12 protein-coding genes and 1 pseudogene are annotated in these 18268 nt (G+C 63.0%); 10 read left to right on the top strand and 3 right to left on the bottom strand.

All coding sequences use genetic code 11. The features are described from left to right. Window positions 1–85 precede the first annotated feature (85 nt). Entirely contained in the window at window positions 86–1036 is a 951-nt protein-coding gene (gene gshB / locus PSTAB_RS19435; RefSeq protein WP_013984318.1) for a glutathione synthase, read from the bottom strand. Window positions 1037–1272: 236 nt separating this feature from the next. Between gshB and pilG the strand changes: the two genes are divergently transcribed. The 8 genes and pseudogenes from pilG (at window position 1273) to PSTAB_RS19395 (ending at window position 14549) form a co-directional block, all read left to right on the top strand. Next, the gene (gene pilG / locus PSTAB_RS19430) at window positions 1273–1680 is read left to right on the top strand and encodes a twitching motility response regulator PilG (RefSeq protein ID WP_003282729.1); all 408 of its coding nucleotides are present in this window, start codon (window positions 1273–1275) and stop codon (window positions 1678–1680) included. Window positions 1681–1724: 44 nt separating this feature from the next. Beyond that, window positions 1725–2090, top strand: a complete 366-nt coding sequence (pilH, locus tag PSTAB_RS19425) for a twitching motility response regulator PilH (RefSeq protein ID WP_003297216.1) — start codon at window positions 1725–1727, stop codon at window positions 2088–2090. Between the two features lie 41 nt (window positions 2091–2131). Then, window positions 2132–2668, top strand: coding sequence for a chemotaxis protein CheW (locus PSTAB_RS19420; protein WP_013984316.1), 537 nt, complete (start codon window positions 2132–2134; stop codon window positions 2666–2668). A 78-nt stretch (window positions 2669–2746) separates the two neighbouring features. Further along, window positions 2747–4795 (top strand): methyl-accepting chemotaxis protein, encoded by a 2049-nt coding sequence (locus PSTAB_RS19415; RefSeq protein ID WP_013984315.1) that lies wholly within the window; start codon window positions 2747–2749, stop codon window positions 4793–4795. Between the two features lie 60 nt (window positions 4796–4855). Continuing rightward, window positions 4856–5722, top strand: a complete 867-nt coding sequence (locus tag PSTAB_RS19410) for a CheR family methyltransferase (RefSeq protein WP_026012435.1) — start codon at window positions 4856–4858, stop codon at window positions 5720–5722. A gap of 11 nt (window positions 5723–5733) precedes the next feature. After that, window positions 5734–13037, top strand: a pseudogene (locus PSTAB_RS19405) (Hpt domain-containing protein). Continuing rightward, complete coding sequence (locus PSTAB_RS19400; protein WP_013984313.1) at window positions 13030–14082, top strand: chemotaxis protein CheB; 1053 nt, start codon at window positions 13030–13032, stop codon at window positions 14080–14082. The pseudogene PSTAB_RS19405 and the gene PSTAB_RS19400 overlap by 8 nt, the downstream one beginning before the upstream one ends. Beyond that, on the top strand, window positions 14079–14549 hold the full coding sequence (locus tag PSTAB_RS19395) for a chemotaxis protein CheW (RefSeq protein ID WP_011914952.1): 471 nt from the start codon (window positions 14079–14081) through the stop codon (window positions 14547–14549). The genes PSTAB_RS19400 and PSTAB_RS19395 overlap by 4 nt, the downstream gene beginning before the upstream one ends. A gap of 13 nt (window positions 14550–14562) precedes the next feature. On the opposite strand, the gene PSTAB_RS19390 is transcribed toward PSTAB_RS19395, so the two are convergent. Both PSTAB_RS19390 and PSTAB_RS19385 read right to left on the bottom strand, forming a co-directional pair. Next, entirely contained in the window at window positions 14563–15279 is a 717-nt protein-coding gene (locus PSTAB_RS19390) for a 16S rRNA (uracil(1498)-N(3))-methyltransferase (protein WP_013984312.1), read from the bottom strand. A gap of 86 nt (window positions 15280–15365) precedes the next feature. Next, a complete protein-coding gene (locus PSTAB_RS19385; RefSeq protein WP_013984311.1) occupies window positions 15366–16772 on the bottom strand; it encodes an adenosylmethionine--8-amino-7-oxononanoate transaminase in 1407 nt (468 codons plus the stop codon). Between the two features lie 163 nt (window positions 16773–16935). On the opposite strand from PSTAB_RS19385, the gene PSTAB_RS19380 reads away from it, so the two are divergent. Continuing rightward, a complete protein-coding gene (locus PSTAB_RS19380) occupies window positions 16936–17490 on the top strand; it encodes a cytochrome b (protein WP_011914948.1) in 555 nt (184 codons plus the stop codon). 23 nt (window positions 17491–17513) lie between these two features. Then, on the top strand, window positions 17514–18089 hold the full coding sequence (locus tag PSTAB_RS19375; protein WP_013984310.1) for a YceI family protein: 576 nt from the start codon (window positions 17514–17516) through the stop codon (window positions 18087–18089). The last annotated feature ends 179 nt before the right edge of the window (window positions 18090–18268 follow it).

Here is an 18268-nt window from a genome sequence, read left to right as displayed (position 1 = left end):
CGTGTCGGGTCGGCTCGAAGTGCCGCGCAGTCTGCCGGCTTTGAGCTCGCCGTCGCAAGCTCCGAACTCAAAGCTGTTAGCTGGTTCAAGCTTGCAGCTTGGCCGCGATCGCGTCCATGAGGCGTTCGCCGATACGGGTATCGAAGGCATTGTCGATTTCCCGGATGCAGGTCGGGCTGGTGATGTTGATCTCGGTGAGGTAATCGCCGATGACATCCAGGCCGACGAACAGCAGGCCACGTTCACGCAGCTGCGGCCCAACGATAGCCGCGATCTCGCGGTCGCGATCGGACAGCGGTTGCGCCACGCCGCGGCCGCCGGCGGCCAGGTTGCCGCGTGTCTCGCCAGCCGCGGGAATCCGCGCCAGGCAGTAGGGGATCGGCTCGCCATCGATCATCAGGATGCGCTTGTCGCCATCCTTGATCGCCGGAATGTAGCGCTGCGCCATGATCTGCCGGCTGCCATGCTCGGTCAGCACTTCGAGGATCACGGACAGGTTGGGGTCGCCCTCGCGATGGCGGAAGATCGAGGCGCCGCCCATTTCGTCCAGGGGTTTGAGAATGATGTCACGGTGCTCGTTGGCAAACTCGCGGAGAATGTCGGAGCGTCGGCTGACCAAGGTCGGCGGTGTGCACTGCGGAAACTGAGTGGCGAAGAACTTCTCGTTGCAGTCGCGCAGGCTCTGTGGACGGTTGACCACCAGCGTTCCCGCCTTTTCCGCCAGTTCCAGCAGATAGGTTGCGTAGACGTACTCGCTGTTGAATGGCGGATCCTTGCGCATGAGGATCACATCGAGGTCGGCAAGGGCCATGTCGACCTCCTCGCCTGTCTCGAACCAGTGCTGCGGGTCGTCGAAGACCTGCAGCGAGCGCATGCGTGCGCGGGCCTGGTTGCCGAGCTGATAAAGGTCTCGCTGCTCCATATAGAAGAGTGTCCAGCTTCGCGCCTGGGCGGCCAGCAGCATGGCAAGCGAGCTGTCCTTCTTGAAGGCGATCTGCGCGATAGGGTCCATGATGATCCCGACGCGAACGGTCATGAGAGTTTCTCCAGCTATGGGCGGCAACGTGCCGCCGGTGGCGCAAAAGGTCGCTGCAGATTGGCCGTGGTTGTGCACTGGGTCAAGGAAAATCCGGTTGCTTTTCCGGTTGATAGCGTGGCCAGGAGGAGTGTGCTAAAAAGGTCCGGCGATTGGGTGCAGCCCATCGGTGGCAGGGCCTCCGGCGCACTGACATAACGATAAACTACGACTCACCGAGGCGATGGTAGGGCGAAATGGAACAGCACTCCGAGGGCTTGAAGGTCATGGTGATCGACGATTCGAAAACGATTCGTCGCACTGCTGAAACCCTGCTGAAGAAAGTAGGTTGCGATGTCATCACCGCAGTGGACGGTTTCGATGCCCTCGCCAAGATTGCGGATACTCATCCCCGCATCATCTTTGTCGATATTATGATGCCCAGGCTGGACGGTTATCAGACCTGCGCGTTGATCAAGAACAACAGTTCCTTCAAGTCGACGCCAGTGATCATGTTGTCTTCCAAAGACGGCCTGTTCGACAAGGCGAAGGGGCGCATTGTCGGCTCCGATCAATACCTCACCAAACCGTTCAGCAAAGAAGAGCTGCTCGGTGCAATCAAGGCTCATGTCCCTGATTTCGCGCCGGTGGAGCAAGCGTCCTGAAGTTCGGCATTGTTTGCCGCTGAAGCCTTCCTAATGGAGAAATCATGGCTCGCGTTCTGATTGTTGATGATTCGCCGACCGAAATGTACAAGCTCACCGCCATGCTGGAGAAGCATGGTCATGTGGTGCTCAAGGCCGAGAATGGGGCCGACGGCGTAGCGTTGGCTCGCCAGGAAAAACCGGACGCCGTGCTGATGGATATCGTCATGCCTGGCTTGAACGGCTTCCAGGCTACGCGCCAGCTCACCAAAGATTCTGAAACCAGTCACATTCCAGTGATCATCGTTACCACCAAGGATCAGGAAACCGATAAGGTCTGGGGCAAGCGCCAGGGGGCCAAGGATTACCTGACCAAACCGGTGGACGAAGCGACACTGCTGAAAACCCTGAATGCCGTTCTGGCAGGCTGATGCCGGGGTAGCCAACACTCGGACAAAGGGACGTGGCCAGCATGCCTGACATGCAAACGCCGTTTCAGCAGTTGCTGGAGCTAGATAAACGATGCCGCAGCTATGCGGCCGGTCTGCCTTCGCAGCAGGAAGCCGTACAAACCTGGGGAGGGATCGGTTTCCGGATGGGCGGGCGACTGTTCGTCGCTCCGATGGGAGAGGTCGGTGAAATCCTGCATGAGCCTCGATATACGTTGCTGCCCGGCGTCAAGAGCTGGGTCAAGGGCGTAGCGAACGTCCGTGGCAGATTGCTGCCGGTAATGGACCTTTGTGGATATTTCGGACTTGAGCTCTCGCCATTGCGAAAGCAGCGCAGGGTACTGGTCGTTGATCATCAGGAAGTGTTTGCCGGATTGACCGTCGACGAAGTCTTCGGCATGCAGCACTTCCCGGTGGAGACCTTTTCCGAGGAGCTGCCTCCGATCGAGGCATCGATTCAACCGTTCATTCATGGTGTGTTCCAGCGCGAGCAGCCCTGGCTGGTCTTCAGCCCGCACGCTCTGGCAACACATCAGGCGTTTCTAGACGTCGCTTATTGAGTTGTAGGTGGGGTCGACCGAGGTCGGCCTTTTGGTTCTTGGATGGAAGCGCACGGAGGTCCAGGCGGGGGCCGGATAATGATCAAAATGAATGCTAATGCTTTGTTGAGCGGGGTGCGCAGCAATACGCTGATCACCGGTTTGTTTATCGTGCTGATCGTTTCGATCGTATTGCTGTTCGCGAACTTCGCGTACGTAAATACGCAAGCGGATCACGATAACGAGTACATCGCTCACGCTGGAGAGCTGCGCGTACTGTCCCAGCAGATCGCCAAGGACGCCGTGGAAGCGGCAACGGGAACACAGGATGCTTTCGCTTCCCTGAAACAGGCTCGTAACGACTTCAACCAGCGCTGGGGTTATCTGTCTCAGGGCAACGACAGCATTGGCCTGCCCGCCGTGCCCGAGTCGCTGCGCGCGGAAGTCAATGCCGTAGAGCAGGACTGGAACACGCTGCGTCGCGACACCGACGCCATCCTCTCCAGTGAACAAACCGTTCTCTCGCTGCATCAGGTTGCCAGCACCCTGGCAGAAACCATTCCCCAGCTTCAGGTCGAATACGAGGAAGTCGTCGACATCCTGCTGGAGAGCGGTGCGCCTGCGGCTCAGGTATCGGTAGCGCAGCGTCAGTCGTTGCTGGCGGAGCGTATCCTCGGTTCGGTGAACAAGGTGCTTTCCGGTGACCAGGATTCGGTCCAGGCGGCGGACATGTTCGGTCGTGATGCCAGTCTGTTCGGGCGGGTTCTGAACGCCATGATCGAAGGCAACGTCGCCATGGGCATCACCGCGGTTGCCGACGAAGAGGCACGCGATCGCCTTTCCGAAATTTCCGAGCTGTTCCAGTTCGTATCCGGCTCGGTGGACGAGATTCTCGAGACGTCGCCGGAACTGTTCCAGGTGCGCGAATCGGCGAACAGCATCTTCGAAGTTTCCCAGACCCTGCTGGACAAGACCTCTGCGCTGTCGCAAGGCCTGCAGAATCGCGCCGATGCGCGTTACATCAACACCATCATCGGCTACGTGCTGGGTGCGCTTGCACTGGCAGCGATCATTCTCATCGGCCTGGTGATGGTTCAGGAGGCACGTCGCCGCCTGAGCGAAACCGCCGAGAAGAACGAACGTAACCAGGCAGCGATTCTGCGACTGCTGGACGAGATCGGCGACCTCGCTGACGGTGACCTGACGGTAGCCGCCACCGTAACCGAGGATTTCACCGGTGCGATCGCCGACTCGATCAACTACTCCATCGACCAGCTGCGTGAACTGGTAGCCACCATCAACCAGACTGCCGTGCAGGTATCGGGCGCGGCCCAGGAAACCCAGGCGACGGCCATGCACCTCGCCGAGGCTTCCGAGCATCAGGCGCAGGAGATCGCCGGTGCGTCGGCGGCAATCAACGAGATGGCGGTGTCGATTGACCAGGTATCGGCCAACGCCGCGGAGTCGTCGGCGGTAGCGGAGCGCTCGGTAGCCATTGCCAACAAGGGCAACGAGGTGGTGCACAACACCATCACCGGCATGGACAACATTCGCGAGCAGATCCAGGACACGTCGAAGCGGATCAAGCGTCTCGGCGAATCGTCCCAGGAGATCGGTGACATCGTCAGCCTGATTAACGACATTGCCGACCAGACCAACATCCTCGCGCTCAACGCGGCGATCCAGGCCTCCATGGCGGGTGACGCAGGCCGAGGCTTCGCGGTGGTAGCGGACGAAGTACAGCGTCTGGCGGAGCGTTCGTCGGCGGCGACCAAGCAGATCGAGGCGCTGGTTAAGACCATTCAGACCGACACCAACGAGGCGGTCATCTCGATGGAACAGACCACCGCCGAGGTGGTGCGCGGAGCCCGTCTGGCGCAGGACGCCGGGGTGGCACTGGAAGAGATCGAGAAGGTATCCAAGACCCTGGCGGCGCTGATCCAGAACATTTCCAACGCGGCACGCCAGCAGGCTTCCTCGGCTGGTCACATCTCCAACACCATGAACGTGATCCAGGAGATCACCTCGCAAACGTCGTCGGGTACCACCGCTACTGCCAAGAGCATTGGTAACCTGGCGAAGATGGCCAACGAGATGCGCCATTCCGTTTCCGGTTTTACCCTGCCGGATGCTCAGGATCAGGCCTGACTTGATGGGTGCGGCAGTCATTGATGGCTGCCGCCGATGATCACGAGCGAGGGGCAGGGCATGCAGCCGAGGTTGGACTGGGCATTGGAGCCCCTGGCCGATATGTCGCCGGCGGAATTCCATGATTGGCAGACGCTTCTCGAAGAGCGTTCCGGCATGGTCGTCAGCGAGCAGCGGCGCAGTTTCCTGCAGGCCAACCTGAGTGCACGGATGCGCGAAGTCGGGGCTCCCGACTATGCCACCTACTATCGTCAGGTTACGTCCGGTCCGCGAGGTGCGGTCGAATGGTCGACGCTCATGGATCGGTTGACGGTCCAGGAGACGCGCTTCTTTCGCCATCCCGCTTCCTTCGAGTTGCTGAAGGCTCATCTGGACCAGTGTCTGGAGCAAAGGGCGGGCGATCGGCCGCTGACGTTATGGAGCGTGGGTTGTGCAAGTGGCGAGGAAACCTACTCGCTGGCGATGACCGCTGCCGAGGCACAGGCGCATAGCTCGGCCAAGGTGGGTTTCGGGGTTACCGGCACCGACATCAGCCTCAGCGCCCTGGCCAAGTGTCGCGCGGCGGTCTACAGCGCCCGTCGGCTGGAGCAGGTCGAGCCGGCATTGCGTGAGCGCTACTTCCTGTCGTTACCCGATGATCGTTTTGAAGTCGTCCCTGATCTCGCTGCACGCGTTTGCTTTGCAAGGCTCAATGTGCTGGAGCTGGCGAATTCGCCGATCTCCGGCATGGACGTCATTTTTTGCCAGAACCTGTTGATCTACTTCCGCCGCTGGCGTCGTCGCGACATCCTCAATCGCCTGGCCGAGTGCCTGGCCCCAGGGGGACTGCTGGTGATAGGCGTAGGCGAGGTGGTCGGCTGGCAACATCCGGATCTGCTTCCGGTTGCCAATGATCAGGTTCTGGCTTTTACCCGGAAAAGTTTATGAGCGGAGTCGCTATGGGTGATCGGCACGATTATGTCGCCCTGGAGTGGGTGAAAGGCGAGATTGCCGAAACGCTTAAGCAGGCGCGTCAGGCGCTGGAGGCGTTCGTCGAGAATCCACAGGACTCGACTCGGATGAGCTTTTGCCTGACCTATGTGCATCAGGTACATGGCACTCTGCAGATGGTCGAGTTCTTCGGCGCGGCACTGCTCGCCGAGGAAATGGAGCAGCTCGCGCGTGCGCTGCTCGAAGGCCGCGTGGCCAACCAGGGCGAAGCGCTCGAGGTGATGATGCAGGCCATCCTGCAGCTTCCCGTCTATCTGGATCGCATCCAGAGCGCCCGTCGCGACCTGCCGATGGTCGTCCTGCCGTTGCTCAATGATCTGCGTGCCGCCCGTGGCGAAAAGCTGCTCTCGGAAACCAGTCTATTCTCGCCCGATCTCTCCGGGCGCACCCCGGCGCTTTCCCGCGAGTCCGTCGAGCGCCTGCGCACCGAGGAGCTGCCGGCGTTGCTGCGCAAGCTGCGCCAGATGCTGCAAGTCGCACTGGTGGGCGTGATCCGCAACCAGGATCTTCCGACCAATCTGGGCTATATGGCTCGGGTATTTGCCCGCCTGGAACAGCTTTGCAAGGATGCGCCGCTGGCTGCGCTCTGGCAGATCGCTTCGGGGCTGGTCGAAGGCCTGGCCAGTGGTGGTGTGAGCAACGGCACATCGGTTCGCACCCTGCTGCGGCAGGTGGACAAGCAGCTCAAGCGGCTAGTCGAGGAGGGCGCAGATGGTATCAACCAGGCTGCGCCTGATGAGTTGATCAAGAACCTGCTCTTCTATGTCGCCAAGGCGCCCGGGCAGACGCCGCGCATCCAGACGCTCAAGCAGCACTATCGCCTCGATGAAGCGCTGCCGGACAGCGCCGTGGTTGATCAGGAACGCGCCCAGCTGGCTGGCCCGGACCGAGGCGCGATGCGCTCGGTGGTCACGGCACTGTGCGAAGAACTGGTCCGCGTGAAGGACAGTCTTGATCTGTTCGTGCGCAGCGATCGCAAGGTCATTTCCGAGCTTGCGAGCCTCGAAGTGCCGCTCAAGCAGATCGCCGACACCCTGGCGGTGCTCGGCTTCGCGCAGCCGCGCAAGATCATTCTCGACCAGATCGCCCTGGTCCAGTCCGTTGCGCAGGGACGGCAGGCGCCCGACGACGCCGTGCTGATGGATATCGCCGGAGCATTGCTCTATGTCGAGGCCACGCTCGCCGGCATGGTCGGAGGCCCTGCGGAGGAGCGCAGCGAAGCGAATCATCTGCCGACCACCGATGTGGCTCAGATTCACCAGCTGGTTATTCGCGAAGCGCGCAACGGGCTGGAACAGGCGAAGGATGCGATCATCGAGTTCATCGCCTCGCAATGGAATCACGAGCACCTGGCGCGCGTTCCCGATCTGCTGACCCAGGTCCGTGGCGGCCTGGCCATGATTCCGCTGGAGCGTGCTGCAGCGCTGCTGCAGGCTTGTAACAGCTACATTCAGGACCAGCTGTTGGCCCGCCAGGCTGTGCCCGACTGGCAGAGCCTGGACACCCTCGCGGATGCGATCACCAGCGTCGAGTACTACCTGGAGCGACTGTCGGAAGACTGCGGGACGCAAGGCGACCTGATTCTCGATGTGGCCGAGGAGAGTCTGCAGAACCTGGGTTATTCGCTGGGACAAGAGAAGCCGCAACCGGAAGAGCAGATCGCCGAATCCGAGATGCTGGATCCGCTGGACGAGATCGAAGTGCTTCCGGAAGAGCCGGAGGTGAGTCCCGAGACGTTCGCCTTTGTCGAGTCCTCTGAAGAAGAACAACCGGACGCATCGGAGCCGGCGTTCGCCAGCGAGTCGCAATTGCTGCTCGACCCCGCGGAAGCCGAACCCGAGATCGAGGCGGTGGAATTCGAGCCCGAGTGGACGCTAGGGGATTCAACCTCCGCGGACGATGAGATCGTCTTCAGTCTGCCGGATCATGAGTCGTCGGCTGCTCCGGCTCTTGCCGAGACGGCGGGCGAGGAGCCGAGCCTGGACGACTGGAGCGTGGCGCAGGTTGCCGAGCTCGATCTTCCCGAAGTGACCCTACCTGACTTCACGCAGCCCGAAGCAGCTCCCGTTGTCGAACCCGAGCCGGCAATCAGCCTGGAGCAGGTGATGGCCGCGCCGGTTACCGCCATCAATCCGCCGGCACAGGATGTTCCGCCAAGCCTCCTGCCTCCGCCTGCTGACGAGGAGCCGGTCGATGAAGACCTGCTTGAAGTCTTCATCGAAGAGGCCGCTGAAGTCCTGGAAACCATCGGTGAATACCTGCCGCGCTGGTTCTCCGACAGTGATGACAAGGATGCACTGGGTGAAGTCCGCCGTGCATTCCACACCCTCAAGGGCAGCGGGCGGATGGTGCGGGCGCTGATCATCGGCGAACTCGCATGGTCCATCGAGAACCTGCTCAATCGCGTCCTGGATCGCACCATCGTCGCCGGCGACTCGGTCAGGCAGGTGGTGCGTGACGTCGTCGAGCTGATGCCAGCGCTGGTCGAGGAGTTCGCCGCCAAGGCGCAGCGCCAGCGTGACGATGTCGATCGATTGGCCGCCACCGCACATGCGCTGGCCAAGGGGCAGTCGGTAGCGCTGCCTCAGCCCGTCGCTGAGGTTGTCGAGGCCTTTGTGCCTGACGTGGACCCACAGCCCGCACCGATCGCCGAAGCGCCTCAGGCGGTTCTGCCTGAAAACGATGACGATGCGCTGGACCCGCAGTTGCTGGAAATCTTTCGCAACGAGGCAGAGTCGCACCTGACCACGCTCGTCAGCTTTCTCGCAGATTGCGCGCAGCGCCTGCCCCAACCGGTGACCGATGCATTGCAGCGCGCGCTGCACACCCTCAAGGGCAGTGCGCACATGGCCGGCATCCTGCCCGTTGCGGAAATCGCGACGCCGTTGGAAAAGATGGTCAAGGAATTCAAGACCAACCTGATCCAGATGGACCTGGCGGAAGCCGAGTTGCTGCACGAGGCCGAGTCGCTGCTGCGGCAGGGGCTGGTCAATCTCGACCATGAACCGCTGGCACCGATCGAAGGGGCTCCCGCGTTCCTGGCCAAGGTGCATGCGTTGCATCAGGCGCGACTGGTCGAGGCGGGTGCCCGCCAGCAGAACGATGCAGGCGAGGCGCGCGATCCGAGCATGATTGCGCTGTTTCTCTCCGTGGCATGGATATTCTGCTGGACGCAGAAGACTTGTTGCGCAGCTGGCGTGAGCATCCGGCCGAGCGCCAGGAGCTGTCCGCCCTGCTGCAGGAGCTGACCACGCTCGGGCAGGGTGCCAAGATGGCCGATCTGCCGCAGATGGAGGCCCTGTGTCAGGTCCTGCTGCGCCTGTATGCCGTCGTCGAAGAGGGCCGACTCGCCGTCAGCGAGCGCTTCTTCGATGATGTCGAGCGCGGTCATGAAGCGCTGGTCGGGATGATGGACCAGGTGGCGGCAGCGCTGCAGGTCAGCGAGCAGTCTGAACTGCTGGCGCGTCTGGAGGCGTTGCTGGCCGAGGCGATAGACCCGCTGGATCTTGCGCAGTCATTTGCCGAGCCGCAGGTTGCAGCGGCCGAGCCCGCGCCCGTTACACAATTGCAAGCCGAAGCCGAAGCCGAAGCCGAAGCCGAAGCCGAAGCCGAAGCCGAAGCCGAAGCCGAAGCCGAAGCCGAAGCCGAAGCCGAAGCGTGGCCGGCCGATCCTGTGGTTGACGAAGCGCAGGATGATCTCGACCATGAAATGGTCGAGATATTTCTCGATGAGGCGGTCGATCTCATGGAGAGCGCAGGCCAGGCGCTGGATCGCTGGCTTGCCGATCCCGCCAATCAGATGGCCCTCTCGGCGCTATTGCGCGACCTGCATACCCTCAAGGGTGGCGCCCGGATGGCCTCCATTCGCCCGATCGGTGACCTGGCGCACGAGCTTGAATCGCTCTATGAAGGTCTCTCCGACGGCCGTTACGTCCACTCCGTCGAGTTGGCGACGCTGTTGCAGCGCAGCCACGATCACTTGGCCCTGCAGCTCGAACAACTGCAACGCCAGCTGCCGATGAGCTGCGCCGATGCTCTGATCGAGTCGATGCGCGCCTTTCGTCAGGGCGCTTTTCCTGCGTTCGAAGCCGAGGACGTAGTTGCCGAGGCGCAGCCGGATCAGGGTAATGAGTCCCATACGTTCGAGGAGCCACTCGAGGGCGAGGACGCTTTTGACGCTGTGCCGGACCAGCCTCCGGTCATGGAGGTCATCGATCTGCCACTGGCTGACATCGATGAGTCATTCACCAGCGAAGAGGGTGAAGCAGTCAGTCCCCTGGAGGACGTTGAAGCCTCCGAGGCCTCGTTCAGCGAAGCGCAGGACGAGATCGAGCTCGAATTGCCTGAAATCGAAGACGCGCCCGCTTCGTTCGAGGTGGCTGCGGATGCCCCGCGAGCCGAAGCGGTCGATCGTCAGCCAGAGCTGGTAGATCGCGACCCCGAGCTGGTGGAGATCTTCCTGGAGGAGGGCTTCGACCTTATCGAAAGCGCGGCCGGCGGGTTACAGCGCTGGATGGCGGATGTCGACAACAGCTTCGAGCTCGAAGCACTGCAGCGGGACCTGCACACCCTCAAAGGTGGCGCACGGATGGCGGATATCCGCGAGATCGGTGATCTCGCCCATGAACTCGAGTTTCTCTATGAGGGGCTGTGCGCGGGCAGCTACCGAGCCAGTTCCGAGCTGTTCGGCCTCCTGCAGGCCTGCCAGGACCGTCTGGCGGAGATGCTCGAAGCGGTGCGGGCGCACAATCCGATTCCTAGCGGTGATGCGCTGATCGAGACGATTCGCCGATTTCGCAACAACCCCGAGGAACAGCTGAGCATCCCCAGCAGCGTATCGCTGAAGGCTGCGCAGGAGGATGCGCAGCAGTCGGCCGAGGCCGAGATCCTCGATATCTTCGTCGAGGAAGCGGACGACCTGCTGGAAGAGATGGAGTCGGCCCTGGGCCGCTGGGATGCTGGCCGCGAGGACGCGGCGCCCCTGGCTGACATGCTTCGCGTGTTGCACACCCTCAAGGGCGGGGCACGCCTGGCGGGGCAGACTGCCCTGGGCAACATGGCCCATGATCTGGAGCAGCGCCTGAGCGAGGCGCAGCAACAGGGCGCCCCCTGGCCGGACAGTCTGTTCCTCGATGTACAACAGGGTTATGACGCGCTGCTCAAGGACGTCGAGCAGTTGCGCGACAGCCTTGCCAGCGATAGCGCCGAGCCGCTGTATTCGGAGCCACAGCATGCGGAGCTGCAGGAGACCGAGTCGCCGTTGCCGAGCGAGCCGCTGACACTGCCGCAGCCGATCATTGCGGCGAGCAGCCAGCCGGCGCCAAGCGCTGCGCCGGCAAAGGTCCTGCCGTTTATTCGGCGCGCCCAGCAGGCCGCTCAGGAAGCCGCTGCGCGTCGAGCACCACAGGAACTGGTCAAGGTGCCGGCGGAACTGCTGGAAGGGCTTGTCAACCTGGCTGGTGAAACCTCGATCTTCCGGGGTCGAGTGGAGCAGCAAGTCAGCGACGTCGGGTTCACGCTCGGCGAAATGGAAGCGACCATCGAGCGCGTGCGCGATCAGCTGCGCCGGCTGGATACCGAAACCCAGGCGCAGATTCTCAGCCGTTATCAGGCCGAGGCCGAGCGGGCCGGCTATGACGATTTCGATCCGCTGGAGATGGACCGCCATTCGCAGCTGCAGCAGCTGTCCCGGGCGCTGTTCGAGTCGGCCTCCGACTTGCTCGACCTGAAGGAAACCCTCGCTGCGCGTAACCGCGATGCCGAAACCCTGCTGCTGCAGCAAGCACGCGTCAATACCGAGCTTCAGGAAGGCCTCATGCGTACGCGCATGGTGCCCTTCGAGCGGCTGGTGCCGCGTCTGCGTCGTATCGTCCGGCAGGTGGCCGGTGAACTCGGCAAGCAGGTCGAGTTCCTGGTCGGCAACGCCACCGGCGAGATGGACCGCAGCGTGCTCGAGCGAATCGTCGCGCCGCTGGAGCATATGCTGCGCAATGCCGTGGACCACGGTATCGAGTCGGTCGAACGGCGCCGTGCCGCCGGCAAATCCGAGCAGGGCACGATCCGCCTGGATCTGGCGCGTGAAGGCGGCGATATCGTCCTGACGCTGACGGACGACGGTGGCGGCATCAACCTCGAGGCGGTGCGGCGCAAGGCGATCGAACGCGGCCTGATGTCCGCCGACAGCGGTCTGTCCGAACACGAGATCCTGCAATTCATCCTCGAGGCCGGTTTCTCCACCGCCGAGCGCGTCACGCAGATCTCCGGCCGTGGTGTCGGCATGGACGTCGTGCATTCGGAGGTCAAGCAGCTCGGTGGCTCCATGAGCATCGAATCGACGCTGGGCCAGGGCACGCGTTTCCTGATTCGCCTGCCGTTCACGGTGTCGGTCAACCGGGCGCTGATGGTCTACTCGGGCGAGGACCTCTATGCGATCCCGCTGAACACCATCGAAGGTATCGTGCGGGTTTCGCCGTACGAGCTGGAGGCTTACTACCAGCCGGATGCGCCGCGCTTCGAATATGCCGGTCAGGCCTACGAGCTGCGTTACCTCGGCGATCTGCTGAACAACGGGCAGAAGCCGAAGCTGGTCGGACAGAGTCTGCCGCTGCCGGTGATTCTGGTGCGCTCCAAGGAGCACAGTGTCGCGGTGCAGGTCGACAGCCTGGCCGGCTCGCGCGAGATCGTGGTGAAGAGCCTCGGCCCGCAGTTCGCCGGCGTCCATGGCATCTCCGGCGCGACCATCCTCGGCGACGGTCGCGTGGTGGTGATTCTCGATCTGCTGGCCACCATTCGTGTCCTGCATGCGCATCAGATCATTCAGCAGCAACAGCCGAGGCTGATCGATCAGCTGCCCGAATCCGTCGAGGTGGAAAGCGAGCGGCCGACGTTGGTCATGGTGGTCGACGACTCGGTCACTGTGCGCAAGGTCACCAGCCGCCTGCTGGAGCGCAACGGCATGAACGTGCTGACCGCCAAGGATGGGGTGGATGCGATCACCCAGCTGCAGGAGCGCAAGCCGGACATCATGCTGCTGGATATCGAGATGCCTCGCATGGACGGCTTCGAGGTCGCCACGCTGGTGCGCCATGACGAGCGCCTCAAGGACCTGCCGATCGTCATGATCACTTCGCGTACCGGCGAGAAGCACCGGGATCGCGCGTTGAGCATCGGCGTCAACGAATACCTGGGCAAGCCGTACCAGGAGTCCGTCCTGCTCGAGGCCATCCAGCGCCTGGTCCACGCCGATGTCTGAAGTGCTCTCCACCCGTATTGCGGTACTCGCCGATACCTCGCTGCAGCGTCACGTGCTGCAGCAGGCGTTGACCGGAAGTGGCTATCAGGTGGTGCTGAACAACGACCCGGCGCGCCTTGAACCTGCCGATCTGGATAGCACCGAAGCGGACCTGTGGCTGGTGGATCTGGCCCAGACCGAAGACTCCCCGCTGGTGGATGCCTTGCTGGAGCGCGACACCACGCGAGTGCTGTTCGGCGAAGGGCATGCGCCGGAACGCCATTCGGAGTTCTACCCACGCTGGGAGCGCAGCCTGTTCAGCAAGCTCAAGCGCCTGGTGGGCGATCCGTCGCGTGCCGTCGGGCCACGGCTGGACGTGTTGCAGGGTGAAGGGCAGCGTCCGGAGCGACTGACGCTGCCTGCAGTGCTGGCCGATTCCGCGCTGCGTGCCGGAGAACCGGCACATCAGGTCTGGCTGCTGGCAGCCTCGCTGGGCGGGCCGGAGGCGGTGAAGGCCTTTCTGGATGCCTTGCCCGGCGGGTTGCCGGTGGGCTTCGTCTACGCCCAGCATATCGAGGCGAGCTTCGAGTCGGCGCTGTCCCAGGCCGTGGGGCGCCATAGCCAGTGGCAGGTGCGGCAGGTCCGCCCGGGTGAGCCGGTTCGCTGCGGCGAGGTGGTAATCGCCCCGATCACTGAGGAGCTGGCGTTCGAGGACGATGGCAGCGCGCGCCTGACCGGCCGCTGCTGGCCAGAGCCGTACAGCCCCTCGATCGACCAGATGATGCTGAACCTGGCCCAGCAGTTCGGCGGCCGCTGCGGTGTCATTGCCTTCAGCGGCATGGGTAGCGACGGCAGTGCCGCGGCGGCGTACGTGCTGCGTCAGGGCGGCAAGGTATGGACGCAGCGCGCCGACTCCTGCGCCTGCTCGAGCATGCCGGACAACCTTCGCGAGGGCGGTTACAGCTCCTACAGCGGCGATCCGCGAGAACTGGCGCAGGCGCTAGTCAATCATCTGGTGAACCAGGCCGGGGCGCCCACCACGTCTTTTCAACGGGATAATTCATGAGTCAGACGGTCATTTCTCAGGACGCGGAAAGCCTTACCGGGCTGCTGATGCCGCTTGCCGATCGCATGCTGCTGGTACCCAACGTGGCGGTAGCCGAGCTGATTCCGTACCGTGCGCCACAGGCGGTACAGGGCATGCCGGCCTGGTTTCTCGGCCAGGTGCAGTGGCGCGACCTGAGTCTGCCATTGCTGTCATTCGAGGCCGCCTCCAGCGGCGAGCCGCAGCCGGTGGGCAGCGCCGCGCGGGTGGCCGTGCTCAACGCTGTCGGCGGGCGCGATCACGTCAAGTTCATTGCCCTGCTGGTGCAGGGCATTCCGCATTCGATCAAGGTCGATGCGAGCCTGGCGCGGGCGGACGTGGAACTTGCACCGCTGGAGCTGGATGCGGTCAACCTCGGTGATATGCAGGCACGTATTCCCGACCTGGTCGGCCTGGAGCAGAAGCTGGCAGACGCCGGCCTGATCTGACTGCGGTCCGCGGCTAGAAGTCGCCCCACAGCTGCTGCGCCACGCTCAACGCCACCACCGGTGCGGTCTCGGTGCGCAATACGCGCGGGCCGAGCCGGGCCGGCAGAAACCCCTGGCCGCTGGCCAGCTCGACTTCGTTATCGCTCAGGCCGCCCTCCGGGCCGATCAGAAATGCCAGGCTCTGCGGCTTGGCATGGCTTGCCAGCGGCTCGGCCACCGGGTGCAGCACGAGCTTGAGGTCGGCCTCGACGTCCAGCCAGTCGCGCAGCGTGACCGGCGCATGGATGATCGGCAGTACCGAGCGGCCGCACTGCTCGCAGGCGCTGATGGCGATCTGTCGCCAATGGGCCAGGCGCTTGTCGGCGCGCTCATCGTTGAGGCGGACCTCGCATCGCTCGCTGATCAGCGGGGTGATCTCGCTGACACCCAGCTCGGTAGCCTTCTGGATCGCCCAGTCCATGCGCTCGCCACGGGACAGGCCCTGACCGAGGTGGATTCGCAGCGGTGATTCCGGCATTCCCGTCAGGCGTTCGTGCAGTTCCACGCTGACGCTCTTCTTGCCCACCTCCAGCAGTTCGCCGCGGTACTCGGCACCGCTGCCGTCGAACAATTGCACCGCGCTGCCGGCCGACAGGCGCAGGACCCGCCCGATGTAATGAGCCGATGCCTCGGGTAACGCATGCTGGCCGAGGGAAAGAGGGGCGTCGATGAAGAAGCGGGATAGGCGCATAGGGCAACGGCAGGGCGTGGTGGATGGAACGGCAAGTCTAAAGCATCGGCAGCCCGCTCAGCAGGCCGCCGCACGCTGCGTGGTGTTCAGCCCGGATCGCGGAAGCCTGGATAGAGGCCGCTCGGCATCGCCACCTGGACGGTGTCGCGGGTAGCGATATCGATCCCTTCGCTGGCAACCGCGGCGAGGAAGTCGATCTGCTCTTCGGTGATGCAGTACGGCGGCAGGAAGTACACCACGCTGCCCAGCGGGCGCAGCAGGGCGCCGCGCTCCAGCGCATGCTGGTAGACCTTCAGCCCGCGACGTTCCTGCCAGGGGTAGGCCGTACGGCTGGGTTTGTCCTGAACCATCTCGATGGCCAGCGCCATGCCGGTCTGGCGCACCTCGGCCACATGTGGATGCTCGGCCAGGTGCGCGGTGGCGCTGGCCATGCGTGCGGCCAGCGCCTTGTTCGCCTCGATGACGTTGTCCTCGGCGAAGATGTCCAGCGTCGCCAGTGCGGCGGCACAGGCCAGCGGATTGCCGGTGTAGGTGTGCGAATGAAGAAAGGCGCGCAGGGTCGAGTAGTCGTCGTAGAACGCCTGATACAGGCGGTCGGTGGTGAGCACCGCGGCCATCGGCAGATAGCCGCCGGTAAGGGCCTTGGACAGGCAGAGGAAGTCCGGCGTGATGCCGGCCTGCTCGCAGGCGAACATCGTGCCGGTGCGCCCGAAGCCGACGGCGATCTCGTCGTGGATGAGGTGCACCTCGTAGCGTTCGCAGGCCTCGCGCAGCAGCTTGAGGTAGATCGGGTGGTACATGCGCATGCCGCCGGCACCCTGGATCAGCGGCTCGACGATGACCGCGGCGATGTCCTGGTGATGCTCGGCCAGGGTCTGCTCCATGTGCGCGAACATCTGCCGCGAGTGTTCTTCCCAGCTGACACCTTCGGGCCGCAGGTAGCAGTCCGGGCTCGGCACCTTGAACGTGTCCAGCAACAGTGGCTTGTAGGTGTCGGTGAACAGTGCCACGTCGCCCACCGACATGGCGGCCACGGTTTCGCCGTGATAGCTATTGGTCAGCGTGACGAAGCGCTGCTTGCGCTCGCGGCCGCAGTTACGCCAGTAGTGGAAGCTCATCTTCAACGCCACCTCGATGCCGGTGGAGCCGTTGTCGGTGTAGAACACACGCTCCAGCCCGGCCGGCGTCAAGGCGACCAGGCGCTCTGACAGCTCCACCACCGGCTGATGGCTGAAGCCGGCGAGCATCACGTGCTCGAGCTGGTCGACCTGGTCCTTGATGCGCTGATTGATGCGCGGATTGGCGTGGCCGAAAACGTTGACCCACCAGGAGCTCACCGCGTCCAGGTAGCGCTTGCCGTCGAAGTCCTCCAGCCACACGCCTTCACCGCGGCGGATGGGGATCAGCGGCAGCTGTTCGTGGTCCTTCATCTGGGTGCAGGGGTGCCAGAGTACGGCGAGGTCGCGTTGCATCCAGCTGTCGTTCAGGCTCATGGTGACTCCTTGCGCGGTGAGTTGCGCAGCCTAGCAGAACTGGCGGCCCCGTCTCGATGGGGGTACTCATCGGTTTGCTCGATGTTTCAAAGCAAAAAAATGCGCTCTATTCCGATAGGTAACCGGCTAGGCTTCTAACCCTCGAAATTGAAGGATGGATTCGATGCACTGGCGTAATTCCCCGACGCATTACGGGCTGACCAGCATTGTGTTGCATTGGCTGGTGGCCGTGGCGGTATTCGGTCTGTTCGCCCTGGGTTTCTGGATGGTCGGGCTGAACTACTACAGCAGCTGGTACCGGACCGCACCGGACCTGCACAAGAGTATCGGCATCCTGTTGCTGCTGGTCATGCTGCTGCGGGTGCTCTGGCGCTTCGTCAGCCCGGCACCGGCACCGCTGGCCAGCCAGGGCCGCCTGACCCGAACGGCCGCCAGGCTCGGCCATGGACTGCTCTATCTCGGGCTGTTCGTGGTGATGGTCTCGGGTTATCTGATTTCCACGGCCGACGGCCGCGCGATCAGCGTGTTCGGGTTGTTCGAAGTGCCCGCGCTGATCACCTCCATTCCCAACCAGGCCGACAGTGCCGGGCTGGTTCACGAATACGCTGCCTGGGCATTGGTGATCTTCGCCGTCGTGCATGCCCTCGCCGCGCTCAAGCACCATTTCATCGATCGCGACGCGACGCTGATGCGCATGCTCGGTCGCAGCACCGATTAATCACCCCGATAGGAGAGTCATTGATGCTCAAGAAAACGCTCGCAGCGCTGGTCCTCGGCTCCGCCCTGGTCGGCGGCCAGGCATTCGCCGCCGATTACGCCATCGACAAGCAAGGCCAGCACGCCTTCGTCAACTTCAAGATCAGCCACCTTGGCTACAGCTGGCTCTGGGGCACCTTCAAGGATTTCGACGGCAGCTTCAGCTTCGATGCGGCCAAGCCGGAGCAGAGCAAGGTGAACGTCACGCTGAAGACCGCCAGCGTCGACACCAATCATGCCGAGCGCGACAAGCATCTGCGCAGCGATGACTTCCTCAATGTCGCCAAGCACCCGACGGCCACATTCGAATCGACATCGGTGAAGTCCACTGGTGAAGGCACCGCCGATATCACCGGCAATCTGACCCTTAACGGTGTGACCAAGCCGGTGGTGATCGCGGCCAAGTTCATCGGTGAGGGCGACGATCCCTGGGGCGGCTACCGCGCCGGTTTCGAGGGCAGCACGACCCTGACCCTGAAGGACTTCGACATCAAGATGGACCTGGGGCCGGCGTCGCAGACCGTCGACCTGATCATCTCGGTCGAAGGCGTGCGCAAGTAAGCCCAGACGTGTGAAGCACGAACGCCGGCCGCCAGCCGGCGTTCTGCGTTGGAGCGATGCGAATCATGCGCGGGGCATCCGCGCCGAGCGTTCGTTGCGAATGTTTCGCAACATTTAATGCGCATACTATGACTCCTTGGCGGTTTACAGACAGTCATGGATGTAAGTATATTTCGGTC

Origin of the sequence: Stutzerimonas stutzeri, from assembly GCF_000219605.1 — a bacterium.
Lineage (GTDB): Bacteria > Pseudomonadota > Gammaproteobacteria > Pseudomonadales > Pseudomonadaceae > Stutzerimonas > Stutzerimonas stutzeri.
The sequence above is the reverse complement of the archived record's forward strand: the minus strand, read 5'-3'. Positions and strand labels throughout refer to the sequence as shown.

What these genes read in the sequence shown, in the direction of transcription:
- PSTAB_RS19420 (WP_013984316.1), top strand. Translation starts at nt 2,132, where the DNA reads ATGCCTGACATGCAAACGCCGTTTCAGCAGTTGCTGGAGCTAGATAAA.
- pilH (WP_003297216.1), top strand. Translation starts at nt 1,725, where the DNA reads ATGGCTCGCGTTCTGATTGTTGATGATTCGCCGACCGAAATGTACAAG.
- PSTAB_RS19410 (WP_026012435.1), top strand. Translation starts at nt 4,856, where the DNA reads ATGCAGCCGAGGTTGGACTGGGCATTGGAGCCCCTGGCCGATATGTCG.
- pilG (WP_003282729.1), top strand. Translation starts at nt 1,273, where the DNA reads ATGGAACAGCACTCCGAGGGCTTGAAGGTCATGGTGATCGACGATTCG.
- PSTAB_RS19385 (WP_013984311.1), bottom strand. Translation starts at nt 16,772, where the DNA reads ATGAGCCTGAACGACAGCTGGATGCAACGCGACCTCGCCGTACTCTGG.
- gshB (WP_013984318.1), bottom strand. Translation starts at nt 1,036, where the DNA reads ATGACCGTTCGCGTCGGGATCATCATGGACCCTATCGCGCAGATCGCC.
- PSTAB_RS19400 (WP_013984313.1), top strand. Translation starts at nt 13,030, where the DNA reads ATGTCTGAAGTGCTCTCCACCCGTATTGCGGTACTCGCCGATACCTCG.
- PSTAB_RS19415 (WP_013984315.1), top strand. Translation starts at nt 2,747, where the DNA reads ATGATCAAAATGAATGCTAATGCTTTGTTGAGCGGGGTGCGCAGCAAT.
- PSTAB_RS19380 (WP_011914948.1), top strand. Translation starts at nt 16,936, where the DNA reads ATGCACTGGCGTAATTCCCCGACGCATTACGGGCTGACCAGCATTGTG.
- PSTAB_RS19375 (WP_013984310.1), top strand. Translation starts at nt 17,514, where the DNA reads ATGCTCAAGAAAACGCTCGCAGCGCTGGTCCTCGGCTCCGCCCTGGTC.
- PSTAB_RS19395 (WP_011914952.1), top strand. Translation starts at nt 14,079, where the DNA reads ATGAGTCAGACGGTCATTTCTCAGGACGCGGAAAGCCTTACCGGGCTG.
- PSTAB_RS19390 (WP_013984312.1), bottom strand. Translation starts at nt 15,279, where the DNA reads ATGCGCCTATCCCGCTTCTTCATCGACGCCCCTCTTTCCCTCGGCCAG.